This is a genomic window from Yinghuangia seranimata (genome assembly GCF_029953285.1).
In the GTDB taxonomy this organism is placed as follows: Bacteria; Actinomycetota; Actinomycetes; order Streptomycetales; family Streptomycetaceae; genus Yinghuangia; species Yinghuangia seranimata.
On the sequence record NZ_JASAOI010000046.1, the window covers coordinates 1 to 16,751 of the forward strand.

The 16,751-nt window shown below is 71.8% G+C and carries 19 protein-coding genes; 9 read left to right on the top strand and 10 right to left on the bottom strand.

Going from position 1 to position 16,751, the window contains the following annotated elements; genetic code table 11:
• The first annotated feature begins 571 nt into the window (after nt 1–571).
• Together QI554_RS27880 and QI554_RS27885 are read left to right on the top strand one after the other, a co-directional pair.
• Nucleotides 572–1,702 carry a TDT family transporter gene (locus QI554_RS27880; protein WP_281473511.1) on the top strand — a complete coding sequence of 377 codons (1,131 nt, stop codon included), beginning with the start codon at nt 572–574 and terminating at the stop codon, nt 1,700–1,702.
• A gap of 42 nt (nt 1,703–1,744) precedes the next feature.
• Nucleotides 1,745–2,329 carry a hypothetical protein gene (locus tag QI554_RS27885; RefSeq protein WP_281473513.1) on the top strand — a complete coding sequence of 195 codons (585 nt, stop codon included), beginning with the start codon at nt 1,745–1,747 and terminating at the stop codon, nt 2,327–2,329.
• Between the two features lie 75 nt (nt 2,330–2,404).
• On the opposite strand, the gene QI554_RS27890 is transcribed toward QI554_RS27885, so the two are convergent.
• Together QI554_RS27890 and QI554_RS27895 are read right to left on the bottom strand one after the other, a co-directional pair.
• Nucleotides 2,405–2,812, bottom strand: a complete 408-nt coding sequence (locus tag QI554_RS27890; RefSeq protein WP_425528069.1) for a metal-sensitive transcriptional regulator — start codon at nt 2,810–2,812, stop codon at nt 2,405–2,407.
• Between the two features lie 55 nt (nt 2,813–2,867).
• The gene (locus QI554_RS27895) at nt 2,868–4,685 is read right to left on the bottom strand and encodes a glycoside hydrolase family 3 protein (protein ID WP_281473515.1); all 1,818 of its coding nucleotides are present in this window, start codon (nt 4,683–4,685) and stop codon (nt 2,868–2,870) included.
• 192 nt (nt 4,686–4,877) lie between these two features.
• On the opposite strand from QI554_RS27895, the gene QI554_RS27900 reads away from it, so the two are divergent.
• The gene (locus QI554_RS27900) at nt 4,878–5,516 is read left to right on the top strand and encodes a TVP38/TMEM64 family protein (RefSeq protein WP_281473517.1); all 639 of its coding nucleotides are present in this window, start codon (nt 4,878–4,880) and stop codon (nt 5,514–5,516) included.
• On the opposite strand, the gene QI554_RS27905 is transcribed toward QI554_RS27900, so the two are convergent.
• Entirely contained in the window at nt 5,488–6,024 is a 537-nt protein-coding gene (locus tag QI554_RS27905; RefSeq protein WP_281473518.1) for a potassium channel family protein, read from the bottom strand. The genes QI554_RS27900 and QI554_RS27905 overlap by 29 nt on opposite strands.
• Before the next feature lie 157 nt (nt 6,025–6,181).
• Here QI554_RS27905 and QI554_RS27910 point away from each other — a divergent pair, with 157 nt between their 5' ends.
• The 3 genes from QI554_RS27910 (at nt 6,182) to QI554_RS27920 (ending at nt 7,203) form a co-directional block, all read left to right on the top strand.
• A complete protein-coding gene (locus QI554_RS27910) occupies nt 6,182–6,616 on the top strand; it encodes a DUF6325 family protein (protein ID WP_281473520.1) in 435 nt (144 codons plus the stop codon).
• Nucleotides 6,617–6,700: 84 nt separating this feature from the next.
• Nucleotides 6,701–7,021 carry an SHOCT domain-containing protein gene (locus QI554_RS27915; RefSeq protein ID WP_425528071.1) on the top strand — a complete coding sequence of 107 codons (321 nt, stop codon included), beginning with the start codon at nt 6,701–6,703 and terminating at the stop codon, nt 7,019–7,021.
• A 5-nt stretch (nt 7,022–7,026) separates the two neighbouring features.
• The gene (locus QI554_RS27920; RefSeq protein ID WP_281473523.1) at nt 7,027–7,203 is read left to right on the top strand and encodes a hypothetical protein; all 177 of its coding nucleotides are present in this window, start codon (nt 7,027–7,029) and stop codon (nt 7,201–7,203) included.
• Between the two features lie 118 nt (nt 7,204–7,321).
• Here the strand turns inward: QI554_RS27920 and QI554_RS27925 are convergent, their stop codons facing one another.
• From QI554_RS27925 to QI554_RS27935, 3 genes are all read right to left on the bottom strand, one after another.
• Nucleotides 7,322–8,164 carry an aldo/keto reductase gene (locus tag QI554_RS27925; protein ID WP_281473525.1) on the bottom strand — a complete coding sequence of 281 codons (843 nt, stop codon included), beginning with the start codon at nt 8,162–8,164 and terminating at the stop codon, nt 7,322–7,324.
• 30 nt (nt 8,165–8,194) lie between these two features.
• Nucleotides 8,195–9,802 carry a VWA domain-containing protein gene (locus QI554_RS27930; RefSeq protein ID WP_281473527.1) on the bottom strand — a complete coding sequence of 536 codons (1,608 nt, stop codon included), beginning with the start codon at nt 9,800–9,802 and terminating at the stop codon, nt 8,195–8,197.
• 78 nt (nt 9,803–9,880) lie between these two features.
• Nucleotides 9,881–10,546, bottom strand: coding sequence for a histidine phosphatase family protein (locus tag QI554_RS27935; RefSeq protein ID WP_281473529.1), 666 nt, complete (start codon nt 10,544–10,546; stop codon nt 9,881–9,883).
• Nucleotides 10,547–10,867: 321 nt separating this feature from the next.
• Here QI554_RS27935 and QI554_RS27940 point away from each other — a divergent pair, with 321 nt between their 5' ends.
• On the top strand, nt 10,868–11,071 hold the full coding sequence (locus QI554_RS27940) for a cold-shock protein (protein ID WP_235050025.1): 204 nt from the start codon (nt 10,868–10,870) through the stop codon (nt 11,069–11,071).
• 106 nt (nt 11,072–11,177) lie between these two features.
• On the opposite strand, the gene QI554_RS27945 is transcribed toward QI554_RS27940, so the two are convergent.
• The 3 genes from QI554_RS27945 to QI554_RS27955 all read right to left on the bottom strand — a co-directional run bounded on the left by QI554_RS27945 (nt 11,178) and on the right by QI554_RS27955 (nt 14,636).
• On the bottom strand, nt 11,178–12,947 hold the full coding sequence (locus QI554_RS27945) for an MFS transporter (protein ID WP_281473532.1): 1,770 nt from the start codon (nt 12,945–12,947) through the stop codon (nt 11,178–11,180).
• 306 nt (nt 12,948–13,253) lie between these two features.
• Entirely contained in the window at nt 13,254–13,886 is a 633-nt protein-coding gene (locus QI554_RS27950; RefSeq protein WP_281473534.1) for a nucleoside/nucleotide kinase family protein, read from the bottom strand.
• Between the two features lie 270 nt (nt 13,887–14,156).
• Nucleotides 14,157–14,636 (bottom strand): MarR family winged helix-turn-helix transcriptional regulator, encoded by a 480-nt coding sequence (locus QI554_RS27955; RefSeq protein ID WP_281473535.1) that lies wholly within the window; start codon nt 14,634–14,636, stop codon nt 14,157–14,159.
• Nucleotides 14,637–14,699: 63 nt separating this feature from the next.
• Here QI554_RS27955 and QI554_RS27960 point away from each other — a divergent pair, with 63 nt between their 5' ends.
• The gene (locus QI554_RS27960; protein ID WP_281473538.1) at nt 14,700–15,305 is read left to right on the top strand and encodes a TIGR03086 family metal-binding protein; all 606 of its coding nucleotides are present in this window, start codon (nt 14,700–14,702) and stop codon (nt 15,303–15,305) included.
• Nucleotides 15,306–15,365: 60 nt separating this feature from the next.
• Nucleotides 15,366–15,788: an ASCH domain-containing protein gene (locus QI554_RS27965; protein WP_281473539.1), complete on the top strand. Its 423-nt coding sequence runs from the start codon at nt 15,366–15,368 to the stop codon at nt 15,786–15,788.
• A gap of 184 nt (nt 15,789–15,972) precedes the next feature.
• Here the strand turns inward: QI554_RS27965 and QI554_RS27970 are convergent, their stop codons facing one another.
• Entirely contained in the window at nt 15,973–16,746 is a 774-nt protein-coding gene (locus QI554_RS27970; RefSeq protein ID WP_281473540.1) for an enoyl-CoA hydratase family protein, read from the bottom strand.
• Nucleotides 16,747–16,751 lie beyond the last annotated feature (5 nt).

The following is a 16,751-nucleotide window of genomic DNA, read 5'->3' on the forward strand; positions in this document are numbered from 1 at the left end:
AACGGCAATATCTTGCCGTTTCCGTCTCTTGAAAACCGTTCCCGGTAAGGGGGCGGACGGCCGCAGCCCGGCGCCGCACCCGACCGACACCGCCCGCCCGGCCACCGCGCTGGGACCGCAGCCCGGCACGACCAGCGCAGTCAAAGCGCCTTCACACCCCGCGCCCCTCCCGATAGCTGCCGGGTTGTCTGCGCGGGCGGGCGGCTGTCAAGCCGCCCCCTCCACCCCGGGACAGGCCACCTGTTGATGACTGGTTCACCGCGGCTTGACAGCCGGTCGGCCGCGCGGACCATCAAAAGTCGGGAGGGGCGCCAGGACACCGCCGGCAGACGGGCCGGGGGACCGTGCATGGTCTTCGACGTCCACGCCGCAACAGGCGAGGCCTGCAACGCGGATGGCGGCTGGCTCGCACGCCGACGACGCGCCGCCGCAACGGAGTGGGCCACCCCCCACCGCCCACAACCGCCGCGACCATGCACCGCCAGGTCCCCTGCAGCCCATAAGGCTCCTTTATGGCCTCATCGACACAAGGCCGGTACCGCACGCAGCCACCTCCGTCGAGGGTGGAGGCATGAGCGTGACGACGATGGCCAGGGGCCGACTGCTGCATGAGCTGGATCGTCCGGCCGACGTGTTCCGGGGGATCGGGCCGAACTGGTTCGCGGCGGTCATGGGGACCGGGATCGTCGCGAACTCCGCGGCGGTCGTGCCGGTGCACGTCGGCGGCCTGCACACGGCAGCCGTTCTCGTCTGGCTGCTCGCCTCGGCGATGCTGGTCGCGCTGATCCTCGGGACGGCCCTGCACTGGGTGCGGCACCCCGACATCGCCCGCGGCCACGGTCTCAACCCCGCGATGGCACCCTTCTACGGAGCCCCGCCGATGGCCCTGCTCACCGTCGCGGCCGGAACCATCACCTTCGGCCCCGAGCTCCTCGGCCACACGTCGGCGATCGCGATCGGCTCGGTCCTGTGGATCCTCGGCACGCTGACCGGTCTGGCCAGCGCCGTCGTCGTCCCGTACCTCATGATCACGCGGCACGACCTGCGGCTCGAGAGTGTGTTCGCCACCTGGCTCATGCCCGTCGTGCCCCCGATGGTGTCCGCCGCCACCGGCCCGTTGCTCATCCCTCACGTCGCCGAGGGCCAGCTGCGGCTCGCACTGCTTTTCGCCTGCTACGCCATGTTCGGCATCAGCCTGATGGCCACCGTGGCCCTGCTCCCGCTGATCTGGACGCGCCTCGTCCTGCACCGCACCGGCCCCGCGATCATGGTGCCCACGCTGTGGATCGTGCTCGGCCCGCTCGGCCAGTCGGTCACGGCGGCGAACCAGCTCGGCGGCGTCGCGCACCTCGCGGTCGGCCCGCAGTACGCGCACGCGTTCGAGGACTTCGCCCTCCTGTACGGCATCCCCGTCCTCGGCTTCGCCCTCGTCTGGCTGGCCCTGTCCGCCGCCCTCACGTGGCGTACCGCCCGCGCCGAACTGCCGTTCGCTATGACCTGGTGGGGCTTCACCTTCCCCGTCGGCACCTGTGTGACCGGCGCGGCCGGCCTCTGGGTGCACACCGGGGCGACCGTCTTCAAGGTGCTCACGGTGCTGCTGTTCCTGCTGCTCGTCGGCGCCTGGTCGGTGGTCGGCACGCTGACGGCGCGTGGTGTGGCCAGCGGGCGCCTGTTCCGCACTCCGCCCGCCCCGGCGCGTTGACCCGCGCAGGTTGCGCCCCCGCAACCTCTAGGCTGACATGCCATGAGGTCCCCCGAGCCGACGCCGCCTGAGGGATCGGCGTTGGCCGAACCGGCCACTCGGCGCGCACTGCGCGGCTACCGGCTGCGGGCGTGGGGGCTCATCCTGCTGGGCGCGGTGCTGTACGCCGCGGCCTGGGCCGTCGAGCGCCACACCGACGTCCCGTCGCCCTGGACCCTCGCCGTGATCCTCGCGGCGGGCTGCGCGGTGGTGTTCGGTCTCGTCGCCCAGGTGCAGTCGGCGCGCATGCACCGCGTGCTGTCCCGTCACCCGTGGGTCGCCTGCGCGTGCCGGTTCCACGAGCCGGGCAGCTACCCGGGGGCCTCCAACCAGTCGGTACTGGTGCTCATCGACCCGGCGCGCGACGGCTCGCAGCACGTGCTCGCGGTGGTCGCCACCGCACGCCGTGCGCGCCGTCTGCGACCGTGCGACGGCGCGAAGGTGTGGTTCGCGGGCGACCCCGCGCGCGGGGGCGTGGTCTCCCCGCCGGGCGGCGGCCACCTGCTGTGGACGCGGCCGTTCCTGCTGCGCCCGTGGAGCCGGTACGTCAAACAGCAGGCCACCGGCACCAACCCGGCCGGGGCCTGACCCCCCCCGCTGCCCCCGCCCCCTCCGCGACCGACGCGACGCAAGCCCTGCGACGCGACCCACGCAACCGACGACCTACGACTTCACCAGCCGCGCGATCGCCGCCGACGCCTCGCGGACCTTCTCCTGCGCGTCCTCGCCGCCGCCCGCGACGGCCTCCGCGACACAGCACGCCATGTGCTCGTCCAGCAACGCGAGCGCGAACGACTGGAGCGCCCGCGTAGCGGCCGACACCTGCGTCAGGACGTCTATGCAGTAGGTGTCGTTCTCCACCATCCGCTGCAGCCCCCGCACCTGGCCCTCGATGCGCCGCAGCCGCTTGAGTACATCGTCCTTGTGGTGGCCGTAACCGGTCATCGCCCGCCCCCTCCGGTCGCCGTCCCTCAAGTGTGCCTGTTCGGTTGGCGGTTCCGGCCGATCCTGTCCCGATCCGGCCGCGATCCCGGCCGCGAACGCCGACGGCCCCGCCGTGGATCCCTCCACGACGGGGCCGCTCGTCAGGCAGCTCAGCGGTTCAATGCCTCACCAGCTCACCAGCTCAGTAGCTCAACCCGAACCCGAACTCGAACACCGCGTCCTTGCTGTCGCTCGGCACGTCCTCCCGCTGGCCCTCGACGTCCGCCATCGAGCCCGGCAACTGGAACGGCAGTCGGCCCTCGGGCGTCGCGCGCCCGAACAGCACGTCCAGCAGCGGCCCGTCGCCCGCGCCGTAGTTGGCCACCAGGGCCGCCGCGCCCGCCGCGATCTCCGGCAGCACCGCGGGACGCTCCAGGTACACGTCGACCACGGTCGGCACGGTGCCGCACAGCGCGAGGATCCGGCCGAGCTCCTCCTCGCCGAACGCCAGCGAGCCGGAGTGGAAGAACGCCTCGAACGGGCCCTTGGCCGGGTCCCACGGGGTACGCGTGCGCAGGATCGCCACGTCGGCCTCCTCGGGCGTGGCCACGACCGTGCCGTAGCCGGCCGCGACGCCCGCGTCGACGCCCTCGACGTACACCTTGGTGCCCGCCGCGAGCGGCAGCACCGGGGCGCCGCCCTCCGCGCCGTTCTTCAGCAGCGTGATCGACCGGCTCTGCGCCGCGAGCCCGGCCGCGATCGCCTCGGGCGTGCCGACGAGCGTGTCGGCGGCCTCGATGTCGACGAACGGCTCGTCGAACAGGCCGAGGACGAACTTCTCGCGCAGCAGCCGCTTCACCGACGTGTCGATGCGCTCCTCGCTGACCTTGCCGGCCCGCACCAGCGCGACGACCAGCTCGGGGCACGCCTCGCCGCCGAACTGGTCGCAGCCGGCCTCGATGACCTTCTGCACGCGCTCGGACTCGGTGAGGTGCTCGACACCCCACGCGCGTGCCGGGTAGGAGGCGCCCATGATCTCGGCGTCGGAGATGAGGCCCCAGTCGGTGCACACGATGCCGTCGAAGCCGAGCTCCTCGCGCAGCAGCCCGGTGATGACGCCCTTGTTGAAGCCGAAGGCGACCTCTTCCATGTCCGTCTCGATCGGCATGCCGTAGTAGGGCATCATCTGCGACGTCCCGGCGGCCAGCGCCTTCTTGAACGGCTCGAGGTGGTACTCGAACATGCCGCCCGGGTAGACCTGCTCGCGGCCGTCCGCGAAGTGCGGGTCGGAGCCGTCCTTCTGCGGTCCGCCGCCGGGGAAGTGCTTGGTCATCGCGGCGACCGACTCGGTGCCCAGCTCGGGGCCCTGGAGGCCCTCGATGTACGCGGCGACCATGCGGCCGGTCAGCTCGGCGTTCTCGCCGAAGGTGCCGTTGATGCGCGACCAGCGGGGCTCGGTCGCCAGGTCGATCTGCGGGTGCAGCGCGAGCCGGATGCCGACCGCGAGGTACTCGCGCCGCGCGATGTCGGCGAAGTCGCGCACCAGGTCGGCGTCGCCGATCGCGGCGAGACCGCAGGTCTCGGGGAACTGCGCGAAGCCCTGCGCCATCGCCGCGGTGCCGGGGTTGTCGGTGAAGTGGTGGCGCGGGTCGGTCGACAGCGTGACCGGGATGCCGAGCCGGGTGCCGAGCGCGATCTCCTGCACGGTGTTGTGCCAGGCCGCGATCTGGCTGGGCTCGGCGCCGCCCATGAGGTTGAAGTGCGACATGGCGCGCTCGGCGATCAGCTGGCGCACCGTGGCGTTGCCGGCGAACAGCTCGGCCGGGTCCTCGATGAGCACGCCGTCGGGGCCCATGATCGCGATGGTCTGGAACATCAGACCGGCCTTCTCCTCGAGCGTCATGCGCCCGAGCAGGTCCGCGACGCGCTCGTCGACCGGGAGCGAGGGGTCCTCGTACGGGGCGTCGGCGGCGCCGCGGAAGCGGTTGCGGGCCGAGGCGTCCGCGATGGGGGTGGTCATGGTCACGGCCTCCTGGCGGCGTGCGGAAATGCGGGTCGGGCACGGGCCCGGGCACATCGTTCCACGAAAACCTACCGTTCACTAGGTTTTCATGGGCGGCATCCGCGCGCCCCCCGGCGGTTTCCGTACAATCGGACGGCGGCCGTCCGGCCGCGACGACCGGCGCGACGGCACGAGGGGTGGGGGATCCGGATGTTCGACGGCGTCCGGGACTTCCTGCTGCACGGCTCGTGGACCGAGTACCCGACCCCGGTGACCATCGGCGTCTTCGTCGTCTTCTGCGCGCTCGGCGTGGCCTTCGGCATCCCCAAGACGCTGCTCGCCCCGATCGCTGGGGCGCTGTTCGGCGTCTACACAGGCCTCGTCGTGGCGATGACCGGAACCGTCCTCGGCAGCCTGCTGGCGCTCGGCATCGGCCGCAGGCTGGGCCGCGAGCGGGTCCGCCGCCTGCTGCACCGCAAGCAGGCGCTCGCCGACCTCGACGCGCGGCTGACCAGGCACGGCGTCGTCCCCGTCGCGATCCTGCGCCTTGTCCCGGTGCTCCCCGGCTCCGTCGTCAACTACGGCGCCGCCGCCACCGGCATCCGGACCTCGCACTTCGCCCTGGGCAGCACCATCGGGCTGCTCCCGGCCACGGTCGTGCAGGTCGCCGCGGGGGCCTCGGTGCGCGACGGGCTGTCCATGCCGGTGCTGGTGAGCGCGACCGCCGGGGTGCTGCTCGTGCTGGGCGCCATGGTGTGGGCGCGGCGCCGCTCCGAGGCCAAGGCCGGCGCGGAGCGCGCCGAGACCGAGGCCGCCCCCGTCAGTGAAGGCCCTGTCGCCGCTGCTTGATCCGTTCCATCGCGACCGACACCCCGGCGCCCAGGAACACCAGGTTGAAGACGATGTGCACCATCACCACGATCCGTGCCGCCTGCCCGGCCGCGTTGATGTCGCCGTATCCGACCGTCGCGGTGGTCACCAGCGTGAAGTAGAGCCCGTCGGTGCGGGTGTCCAGCCCGTTGAACTGCCCCTTGATCTGCGCGAGCCGGTAGTACACCGTCGCGAAGAACGCGAGGCTGACCACGACGGTCAGGAGCAGCCCCTCGGCGCGCGCCGGGACGCCGCCGGCGTCGTGGCGCAGGATCAGGAAAAGGATCAGCCCGGCGAGTGCCAGCACGCACAGGGCGAAGCCGACCACGCGGGCGGCGGCCGAGGCGTCCTTCACGTCGTCCGGCAGCACGTAGTAGGCGACGACCACCAGCACGAGCGTGACGACCGTGCGCACCAGGATCCACCAGGCCGAAGGGGTCTTCGGTTCCCTCTGCGGCTCGACCGGCTGCTGCGTATCTGCTCCCATACCGACCCCATGCTGCCCACGCGCGGGGATCGCGCTCGGCAGGCGCGCCGCGCGGTTGCGTGGGCAATTTGCCCGGGTTTGACTGGTTGATGCGCCGCGCGATCGGGGCGCACCTGCCCCATCCGCAACACCGGACCCGAGAGGCGGCGTCGGCAGCATGCAGCTGGGACCCGTGGACTGCCTGGTCGTCGAATTCCCCGGAAACAACTTCCGGGGCGAGATCGCCCCCGCGCTCGCCGCGCTGGTCAACAGCGGCACGATCCGCATCCTCGACCTCACCTTCGTCCGCAAGGACGCGGACGGCGACGTCACCTACTTCGAGCTCGACGACCTCGACCCGGTCGACGTGGCCGGCTTCGACGACGTCGACGGCACCATCAGCGGACTGCTCAACCGGGACGACATCGCCCAGGTGGCCGACGCGCTCGCCCCCGACTCGTCCGCCGCGCTGCTGGTCTGGGAGAACACCTGGGCGGCCCGCATCACCACGGCGATCGCCGACGCCGACGGCCGGGTCGCCGCCTTCGAACGCATCCCCGCCGACGTCGCCGAGGCGGCGTTGCTCGCGGTCGCGTCCCACTCCGGCGCCTGACCCGCGAGACCCCGCCCCGTACCCCCGCACCCCCGTACCCCCGCGCCCCAGGAAGGCGAACCCATGCTGATGCGAGGACCGTTGATGGCGCGCCGGGGTCCCGGCCTGCTCGGCGCGGCCGCGCGCACCGCCGTGGTGGCCGGCACCGCCACCGCGGTCAGCGGCCGGGTCCGCGCCCACCAGGCCGACCGCGCCGCCGAACAGCAGGCCGCCGAGCAGTACGAGGCCCAGCAGCGGTACCTGGCGCAGCAGGAGTACCAGGCCCAGCAGAGCCAGCCGCCGCCCCCGCCGCCGTCCGAACGCGTCGTCGACCAGCTGGAGCGGCTGGTCCGGCTGCGCGACCAGGGCGTCCTGACCGACGCGGAGCTCGCGGCGCAGAAGGCCCGCATCCTCGGCGAGGGCTGAGCGCCGTGCTGCGGTTCGCCCTCGCCACCGGCTGGTTCCTGCTGTGGATCACGCTGCTGTACGTGATGGTCGGCGCGGCGGCACGCCGCCGCCGCAGGGCCCGCGCCGCCGCCTTGCGCCTGCTACCCCGCCAACGACTGCCTATATCCCCGCGCCGCCCACCGCGCCGCCCGTATCCGTAGGCGCCCCGAGGCCCTGAAGCGCGACCGGGGAGTCACCTCCGCCGCACGCCCCGCCGCGGAGTCACCGCCGCCGCACGCGCGACCGCAGCGCGCCCAGTCGGCGCCGCGCCCGCGTCCTTCAAGCGTCGTAGCCGAGGTTGAACGTGTCCGGGTCGGGCCCGGTGCGCCGCCCCGCGTCGAGGTTCCCGAGCGCGGCCATGTCGGCGTCGTCGAGCGCGAAGTCGAACACCGCGATGTTCTCCGCGATCCGGCTCGGGGTGACCGACTTGGGGATCACCACGTTGCCCAGCTGCACGTGCCAGCGCAGCACGATCTGCGCGGGCGTGCGGTCGTGCTTGGCGGCGAGTTCCGCGACCGTCGTGTCGGTCAGCAGCGCGCCGCCCTTCGCCAGCGGGCTCCACGCCTCGGTCTGCACGCCGAACTCGCGGTGGAAGGCCCGCAGTTCCGGCTGCTGGAGGTACGGGTGCAGCTCGACCTGGTTGACCGCCGGCCGCACCCCCGCGGCGTCGAACAGCCGCTCGAGGTGCGGGATCTGGAAGTTCGAGACCCCGATCGCCCGGATCAGCCGGTCGGCGTAGAGCTTCTCGAACGCCTGCCACGTGTCCAGGTACCGGTCGGCGGCCGGCATCGGCCAGTGGATCAGGTAGAGGTCGAGGTACTCCAGGCCGAGCCGCTCCAGGCTCGTCTCGAACGCGCGCAGCGTGGTGTCGTACCCCTGCTGGCGGTTCCACAGCTTGGTGGTGACGAACAGCTGGTCGCGCGGCACCCCGCACGCCGCGATCGCCGCGCCGACGCCGGTCTCGTTCTCGTACGCGGCCGCCGTGTCGATGGACCGGTACCCGGCCTCGATCGCCGTGCGCACCGCGACCTCGGTCTCGGCGGGCGGCACCTGCCACACGCCGAAACCGAGCTGCGGGATCTGGACGCCGTTGCTGAGGGTGATGTTCGGAACCGTGGTCACCCCTGGGACTCTACTGAACTCCCGTGACCGCTACGGGAGCAGCAGGCCCATGCTGCGCGCCCGGTTCAGCCAGTCGGGGTACTCCTCCATCATCAGGTCGAACAGCTGCTCGTCGGTGAGGTTCGCCGGGTCGGTGACCGCGAAGAACGCCGCGTTGTCGGTGTAGCGGCCCTGGAGGTCGTCGAGCTCCTCCAGGAACGCGAAGCCGCCGCCGAGCTTCTCGATGAGCTTGTTGGCGAGCCGCTCGGACAGCTTGCCCTTCTTCTTCGGGGCGGGCGCGCCGCCGGCCGCGGCCGGGTCCTGCTTGTCGACCGCCTTCGGCGACGGGCCGATGCCCATGAACTGCCAGAACAGCGGCTCGTAGCTGGAGTGCACGACCTGCTGGCGGGTGGCGTCCTGCGAGGTGGTCATGCCGTCGGTGATGAACATGACGTACACCGGCAGGCGGTCCGCGACCGGGCCGTGCCGCGGCGCGGAGGTCTTGAAGTAGTTCTCGCGCACCAGCCGCATCGCGGCGGCGTAGTCGGTGCCGCCCTCCAGCGGGTACTTGCGCAGGATCATGTCGGTCCAGCCCTGGTACTGGCCCAGGCCGAGGGTGCCGGCCTCGTGCCCGTTGGCGCCGAACAGGAAGACGTCGACCTCGCCGTTGTCGTCGAAGCGCAGGCCGAGCGACAGCACGCGCTCGATCAGCGCCTGCACCTTGCCGCTCTGGAACAGCTGGTTCATGGACGCGGAGATGTCCAGGCAGAGCGCGACGCGCGCGGTGTGCTCGCCGAGGCCGCGCTTCTCCAGGCTGACGGCGGCCTGCTTGGTCAGGCTCAGCAGGCGCGGGTGGCCCTGGTCGGCGAGACGTTTCTCCATGTTGACGAGCTTCTGCTTCTTCAGGCTCACCGGGGCGCCGGTGCCCTGCGCCGCGGGGGCCGAGGCGGGCGCGGGCTGCGGGGGCGCCGCCGGGGCCGGCGGTTGCAGCGTCGGCGCCGTCGGCATCGTGCGCACCGCCTGGTTCGGCGCGGTCTGCACGGCGGACGGCGGCAGCGTCGGCGGCGTGTACGTCGGCGCGGGCGGGGCCTGCGGCGCCGGCGGGTTCAGCGGGACGGCCGCGGGCGGCGGCTCCTCCTCGACGGCGATGCCGAAGTCGGTGGCCAGCCCGGCGAGCCCGGACGCGTAGCCCTGACCGACCGCGCGGAACTTCCACGCCCCGTTGCGCAGGTACAGCTCGCCGAACAGGTAGGCGGTCTCGGTCGTCGCGTCCGTGATGTCGAAGACGGCGTGCTCGCGGCCCGCCTCGTCGAGCAGCTTGAGGCTGAGCCCGGGTACCTGGCCAAACGTTCCGCCATCCGCCGACGCGCCGATCACGATGCGCTCGACGCCCGCCGGGACGCGGCTCAGGTCGACGCGTATGGCGTCCGTCGCGGTCCCGTCGGCGCCCTGCTGCTTCCCGGCGTGCGCCACCGCGCCGGAGGGGTGCGACGGCTGGTTGTAGAAGACGAAGTCGTCCTCGCCGCGGACCTTGCCGCCGTCGTCCAGCAGCAGCGCGGACACGTCGACGTCCGGCGCGCCGCCGGTCCGCCAGGTGACCACCGCGCGGAGCGAGGTGAACGGCACGGGGATGTTCGAACCCTTGGACATCGTCGTCATGACCACATCATGCCGCGTCCGGTTTGCTGCGGCCCCCGTTCCACGGCGGGACGGTCGGCGCGCCGCCGTGCCGGGCCGTCACTTCCAACGGCTGAAAGGCCGGTCGAGCGTGTAGCGGCCGTCGTCGCCGCGCACGAGAACCCTCGTCTCCCCGTTGTCGGGATTGCTGAGGCACTCGAATTCCTCGACACTCCAGTGGAACCAGCGCATGCAGAACAGCCGCATCGTGAGCCCGTGCGTCACGAGCAGAACGTTGCGGTCGGGGCCGTAGCGCAGCGCGTGGCGGGCGAAATCGCGGTGCATCGTCTCGAGGAACGCGCCCACCCGGTCGTAGACGTCGGCGCCCGACTCGCCGTCCTTGAACCGGTAGAAGAAGTGGCCGTACGCGTCGCGCTCCGCCCGCTGCCGGTCGATGTCGGACGGGTCCTGGAGGTTTCCCCAGTCCTGCTCGCGCAGCCGCGGCTCCTCCTTCATCCGGGTGGTCGCCGGGTCCAGGCCGAGGTGCCGGAACGTCTCGCGGGTACGCCGATAGGGTGACACGAAGGCGGTCACGTGCTCGCCGGCGAAGAGCTCGCGCAGGGCGGCGCCGGCCCTCGCGCACTGGTCGCGGCCGCGTTCGGTGAGCTCGAGCGCGTGGTCGGGGGTCCGCTCGTACACCGCCGGGTCGACGTTTCCCTGGCTCTCGCCGTGCCTGATGAGCACGATGCGCTTGGGGCGGGTGGCACGGTCGACGATCTCGCTCATTCAGCGGACTCTAGGGGCTGCCGTGGTCTGCCGGAGGCGCTCGGGGGCCTCGGGACGCGCCGCGACCGCACCGTGTGACCTGCGGTGTTTCGGTTGTTTCGCCCTCCCGGAATGGGTGTGCTAACGTCGTACTCGTTGCAGTTGTGGTTCCCAGCGAAATCTGTGTGCACCTGTCGAGTTGTAACGGCGGGTGCATTTTTTGGTTTCGGTGGATGTTTTCGGACCGGTGCGTGCGCCGTTTCCCGAATTCAGGGCGATCATCACGGCGACACCGGGCCCACGAGGTGTGGGTTCGTGACCCTTCCCCTGAAGGAGAGAAATATGGCTACCGGTACCGTCAAGTGGTTCAACTCGGAAAAGGGCTTCGGCTTCATCGCGCAGGACGGCGGCGGCGACGACGTCTTCGCCCACTTCTCGGCCATCCAGTCGACCGGCTTCCGCGAGCTCATCGAGGGCCAGCAGGTCGAGTTCGACGTGGTCCAGGGCCAGAAGGGCCTGCAGGCGGAGAACATCCGCACGATCTGAGCCTGAGCCTTCCGCTCACTCTCTCCCGCAGGGGTCCGTACCGGTGCTTCACCGGTACGGGCCCCTGCGGCGTTGTCGGGGTCGGCCCGCCCCGCCGTCCGGCCGGCTAGGCGGTGGCCTCCGCGGCCTCCGCGGCCTCCAGCTCGGCCAGCTCGGCGGCCACCCGCTGCGCGTGCTCGTCGGCGTCCTGCTTGGCCTTCTTCGGGTTCCAGCGCCCGGCCATGATGAACACCGTCGGCAGGAACGCGGCCTGGCACGCGATGGTGAACCACCACCAGCGCTTCCATTCGTCCGGTGCCCGCTCGGCCGTGTTCTGGAGGTCGTCGAGGAGCCGCAGGTCGTTCTGGGTGGCGGGGTCCAGGAACTTCTGCAGCAGGTTCGGCATGTTGTTCTTGGCCCCGTACTCACCGATGGTGGTGATCGCCTTGTTCAGCAGCTCCGGCGGCGCCTTCATGGGGTCCGGGTACTTGTTGAGTTCGGCGAACAGCTCGGGATTCGCCTGCACGACCGCGGCCGCGTCGCCGGACCGCTCGAAGGCCGCCTGCCCCGCGTCGGCTTTGTTCACGAGCGGCGTCACCGACGTCACGATGAGCGGTGTGAAGATCGCCGACACCGACACGATCACGCGCAGGGTCCATCCCCACACCGCCAGACCGGTCGCGGTCGCCGCCGGATTGTGCCGCTCGATGGTCTCGGTGAACGCCGCCATCCACGGTGCGAAGGTGAAGCCACTGCACACGCCGATGCCGACCAGCAGCCACGCGAACGTGTGGTAGCTGGTCTCCGGCTGGTCCGTCTTCATCAGGAACAGCAGGGTGAAGACGACGGTGCCGACCCCGCCGAAGATCATGAACGGCTTGCGGACCTTCAGGACGTCGGACGCGATGCCGACCGCGACCAGGGCGAGCGCGTTCGCCACCCAGTACCAGTTCGCGAGCGCGTTGGTCCGCTGCTCCGAGTAGTTGAAGACCGTCCCGTAGTACACCACCAGGTTGCCGACGACCGAGTAGTAGAACATCAGGTGCAGGCCGATGCCTATCGACGGGCCGATGATGTCCAGCCGCATCATCTGCCGCCACTGGCCCTTGAGCAGGTCCTCGGTCTTCAGGCCGCGCGCCTTGGCCTCGACCAGCGCGCGGTCGCGCAGGTCCACCATCAACTGGTCGCGCAGCGCCGGGGACAGCTCGCGCAGGCCGATGAAGGCGACGAGGAACACCGCGAGACCGGCGTAGCCGGCGTACCGGAACTCCGTCTGCCAGCTGGTGTCGTCCAGCGTGTGGCTGGTGACGAGGGTGGTGACCAGCGAGCCGATGACCGGGCCGAGCGTCCAGAAGCCCATCGCGGCGGCGCGGCCGACCTGCGGTGAGAAGTCGCGGATCAGCGCGGGGGAGGCGACCAGCACCAGGCCCTCGACGAAGCTGACGATCGCCATGTACGCCATCAGCTGGTACTTGCTGTGCGCGTTCGGCACCGCGAAGACGATCAGCAGGCCGACGACGAGCAGGCCGTACACGACGAGGTTCGCGCGCCCCCAGCGGTCGGCGAGGCCCGCGATGAGCGACGCGAAAGCGCCCGCCAGGTTGCCCACCACCGAGATCATCGTGGCGAACATGTACGTCTGGTTGAAGTCGCGGATCAGCGTCGTCGAAACCGAGTACTGCACATAAAGCTCGTAGTACAGGACGATTCCGGCAAGCGTGGACACAAATAGGTAGAACACCCGGGGGAGGGTTTCCGGGTACCGGTCGAGCTGACGGTTCCACAGCCGGGACAGTGGGCTGGGCGCCGGGGCGGCGGCCACCGCGGTCGCGGACGCGGCGGCGAGGCCCGGGTCTCTCTCGCCGGTGTCACCGCTGGGCGACGGTGAATCGGACATGCGGCCTCCTGGGGAGTGCTCGGGACGGAGCTAGGCGGGGAGCGGTGCCGAACTGGGCGATACGGTGCGACTATTCGGCCACCTCGGGGCATGCGCCTGGCCTGTGCCGCACGCGCCGCGATGAGGGCTACGAGAGCGTAGTACTCGTGAGTAGCCGGCACCAGAGACAGAGCTAACGTTCGATTAGTAGGTTTCCGCGTAACGCCCGGCGGACGGCCCGGCGGCGGTTTCCGGACGCCGGTGCCCGGCCGCGGGCCGGTCGTTGCGGCCGCTTGGCCACGGCCGCGGGCCGGGCTCCCGTGGGGGCTACGGCTCTTCGACGAGTGCCGGGCGGCGCGGGTCGTCCCAGCGCACCACGAGGTCGGCGGCGTCCTCGGGCAGGCACTCGACGCGGTAGCGGGCGTACGCGGGCAGCGTCCACCGCTCGTCGTCGGGCGTGCGGCGGGCCAGGGCGGCGTCGGACAGGCTCAGGTGCACCGTGAAGTCGACGGGCAGTCCGCGCCCGAGCAGCAGCGGGCCGTCGAGCAACAGCACGCCGCCGGGCGGGAGTTCGACGTAGGGTGCCCGGCTGGCCCGGTCGCGTTCGGCGTCCCACAGGCTGGGCAGCACGCGCCCGGTGCCGCCGGGGCCCGCCGGTTCGAGCACCTCGCGGACGAGGCCCTTCTCGTCGAGCCACGACCAGTAGAACGCGTCGGCGTCCTGGCGGCCGTGCTCGAGGCGCACCGAGGCCGGCTTGAGGAAGTCGTCGGCCGACACGCGCTGTACGGGGTGGCCGGCGGCGCGGATCGGATCCACCATGAGGTCGGCCAGCGCGCCGGGTTCGGCCGCCGCCGCGCCGTCGACGGCGAACCGCAGCCGGCCGTGCGCCGGCACGCGCGCGACGGCGACCTCGGCCAGGTGGTCGGCCAGTGCCTGCGGGGTCAACGGTCGTACGCGCACGCCCCCATCCTGCCGTGCGGGCCGACGCGTTGCGGGTGAGGGGGCGCGGCGAGCCGCCTATCCGGAGCCCCTCGTTCCTCAGTCGACTGATTGAAATCCGGGCCGGGGCCGGGCAGTCTGTGGGTGCGCCCGCCTTCCCCTGCGGGCGTCGATCCTCCGTCTCCCGCAGGGGCCTGGCCCCCGACCGGCGGTCTGCGGGCAGCGGTGGCGCGTGGCCGGGCTCGCGGGTTGCCTCGTCCGGTCACGCGCCACCCACTCGGCGCGCCGGGGTCAGTCGTCGGCGACGGGCTCGTCGGTGAACTCCTCTGCGGGCAGCGCGGCGAGAAACTGAAGCGCGTTCAGGAAGCCCTTCCGGTCCGCCGGGTCGAGGCGGGCCAGGAGGCGCTCCTCGTTCTCCTGGATGGCGGACTGCACCGAGTCCCGCACGCGGCGGCCCTCCGGGGTCAGCGACAGCAGGCGGGCGCGGCGGTCGTCGGGGTCGGGCTGGCGGCGGATCCAGCCGCGGTCGTCCAGGTCGTCGAGGATCGCGATGATGCGGGTCTTGTCGGCGCCGATGTCGCGGGCCAACGCGGCCTGGGTGCGCACCGGTTCGTCGTCGAGGCGGAGCAGGACGCTGTACCCCCACATGGCCAGGTCGTGCGCGCGCAGCACCGGCAGCTCGGCGTTGATCAGGTTGCGGCCGAGCGGGACGATCATCGCGGCGAGGTCCTGGCGGCCGGCCGGTGCGGGAGGCGGGGCGTTGTCGGGCATGCGGCGAAGATACTCGTTGACCGATGATAGGCGAATACCTATCGTAAGCATATGTATACCACCATGCATACCAGATTGGATCACATAAGGCCTCTGAACGCCCGTGCGGTCCAGGTGAGTGTCCAGGTCGTCGACCACGTGACCGCCGCGCATTTCGCGTACCCCACCCCCTGCGCGGGCTGGAGCCTCCACGACCTGTTGTCCCATATGACCGCGCAGCACCGGGGATTCGCCGCCGCCGCGCGCGGCGACGGCGCCGACCTCACCCGTTGGAAGACCGGCGCCATGGGCCCCGACCCGGCCGCCCGCTACCGCGAGAGCGCCGCGGAGGCGGTCGCGGCGTTCGCCGAAGTCGCCGACCGCGAAGACGAGTTCACCCTGCCGGAGTTCACGCTCGGGATGCCGTTCCCGGCGTGGCAGGCGATCGGGTTCCACCTCGTCGACTCCGCAGTCCACGCATGGGACGTCGCCCGCACCGTCGGCGCGCCGCTCCCGGCCGACCTCGACCTGCTCGACGAACTGCTCCCGCTCGCGCTCGCCGTCCCCGACGGCACCAACCGGCTCAGCGCCGGGGCCGCGTTCGCGCCGAGCCTCCAACCACGCGACGACGACGCCGTCCTCGACCGGATCCTGCGCGCCCTCGGCCGCTCACCGGCCTGGGCGGCCTGATCACCCGACGGTCGCAATTGCACCCACGCGGGAACGGGCCCGCCAGGTAGCGTGTGCCGGATGACCGAGTATGCCGATCTTCCGCTCATGCAGTTCGCTTTCCCGGGGCCGCTGCGCGACAAGCTCGTCGCCGCGGTGCTCGACGGGAGCAAGACGACGACGAGCGGGCTCGTCGAGGACTACGAGCACGAGGGCGAGCCCATCCCGCGGGCGGGCGAACAGGCATTGGTCATCGACTCGGACGAAAGACCGGTCGCCGTCATCGAGATCACCGAGGTCCGCGTCGTCCGCCTCGCCGACGTCGACTGGCCGCACGCCCGCGACGAGGGCGAGGGGTTCACATCGGTCGCCGCGTGGCGCGCCGACCACGAGAAGTTCTGGCACAGCCCCGAGATGCGGGACGCCATGGGCGACCCGGAGTTCACAGTGCACGACGACACACTGGTCGTGGCCAAACGGTTCGCGGTCGTCGAACGGTTCTGAGGGGGAAGGGGGTTGGGCCCGGCACGATGGCCGGGCCCGGACGAGTGAGCCCGGTGCGCAGACGGAGCGCCGCGGACACGCGGCCGGCGAGGCCTGCCACCGCCGGCGTTCCGGCGGGGCGACCCACGCCGCCCGGCCACGTCCGCGCAGACGCCACCGTCGCGCCCGGACCTGAAGCCCCGCGTCAGCCCTTCGTCGCCTCCACCCACCGCGGCGGACGCCGCTCCTTGAACGCCGCCATGCCCTCGGCGGCCTCCTCCGACCCGAAGAGCGTCGCCGAGAGGCGTACGACCGCGTCGCCGTCGGCCGCGACCCGCTCCGCCAGCGCGGCGTTGAGCAGGCCCTTCGTCGCGGTCAGGCCCTGCCGCGAGGCGAGCCGCAGGCCGGACAACAGGTGCGCGGCGGCGGCGTCCGCGCCCTCGACGCCGTCGCCGGTCATCGTCAGCAGGCCGATCCGCTCCGCCTCGGCGCCGTCGAACTCCTCGCCGGTCAGGAAGTAGCGCGACGCCGCGCGCGGGTCGAGGCGCGGCAGCGTCGTCAGCGAGATGATCGCCGGCGCGAGGCCCAGACGGACCTCGGAGAACGCGAACGAGGTCGCCGCGGGCGCGACGGCGAGGTCCGCCGCCCCGACCAGCCCGAGCCCACCCGCCCGCGCGTTCCCGCGCAGATGCGCCAGCACCGGCACCGGCAGCTCGATGATCTTGCGCAGCAGCCCCAGCAGCCGAACGGTCCCCCGCTCCATCCCCCCGTCGGCCGCCTCACGGAGATCGGCCCCGGCACAGAACGTCGGCCCGGTATGCGTCAGCACGACGGCCCGCACCGCGTCATCGCCCGCGACCGCGGTGAGGTGCGCGTCGAGCTCGTCCATGAGCGCGGCCGACAGCGCGTTCCGGTTCTGCGGCGAGTCCAACGTAATCGTCGCAACCGCGGCCTCGACGGACAGGTTCACCAGGGCCATGGGGG

Coding starts and splice junctions, on each gene's coding strand:
- QI554_RS27895 (WP_281473515.1), bottom strand. CDS start 4,685: ATGACCACCCCCATCGCGGACGCCTCGGCCCGCAACCGCTTCCGCGGC.
- QI554_RS27905 (WP_281473518.1), bottom strand. CDS start 6,024: ATGGGAGCAGATACGCAGCAGCCGGTCGAGCCGCAGAGGGAACCGAAG.
- QI554_RS27900 (WP_281473517.1), top strand. CDS start 4,878: ATGTTCGACGGCGTCCGGGACTTCCTGCTGCACGGCTCGTGGACCGAG.
- QI554_RS27965 (WP_281473539.1), top strand. CDS start 15,366: ATGACCGAGTATGCCGATCTTCCGCTCATGCAGTTCGCTTTCCCGGGG.
- QI554_RS27945 (WP_281473532.1), bottom strand. CDS start 12,947: ATGTCCGATTCACCGTCGCCCAGCGGTGACACCGGCGAGAGAGACCCG.
- QI554_RS27955 (WP_281473535.1), bottom strand. CDS start 14,636: ATGCCCGACAACGCCCCGCCTCCCGCACCGGCCGGCCGCCAGGACCTC.
- QI554_RS27960 (WP_281473538.1), top strand. CDS start 14,700: ATGCATACCAGATTGGATCACATAAGGCCTCTGAACGCCCGTGCGGTC.
- QI554_RS27885 (WP_281473513.1), top strand. CDS start 1,745: ATGAGGTCCCCCGAGCCGACGCCGCCTGAGGGATCGGCGTTGGCCGAA.
- QI554_RS27935 (WP_281473529.1), bottom strand. CDS start 10,546: ATGAGCGAGATCGTCGACCGTGCCACCCGCCCCAAGCGCATCGTGCTC.
- QI554_RS27970 (WP_281473540.1), bottom strand. CDS start 16,746: ATGGCCCTGGTGAACCTGTCCGTCGAGGCCGCGGTTGCGACGATTACG.
- QI554_RS27910 (WP_281473520.1), top strand. CDS start 6,182: ATGCAGCTGGGACCCGTGGACTGCCTGGTCGTCGAATTCCCCGGAAAC.
- QI554_RS27915 (WP_425528071.1), top strand. CDS start 6,701: ATGGCGCGCCGGGGTCCCGGCCTGCTCGGCGCGGCCGCGCGCACCGCC.
- QI554_RS27940 (WP_235050025.1), top strand. CDS start 10,868: ATGGCTACCGGTACCGTCAAGTGGTTCAACTCGGAAAAGGGCTTCGGC.
- QI554_RS27930 (WP_281473527.1), bottom strand. CDS start 9,802: ATGACGACGATGTCCAAGGGTTCGAACATCCCCGTGCCGTTCACCTCG.
- QI554_RS27880 (WP_281473511.1), top strand. CDS start 572: ATGAGCGTGACGACGATGGCCAGGGGCCGACTGCTGCATGAGCTGGAT.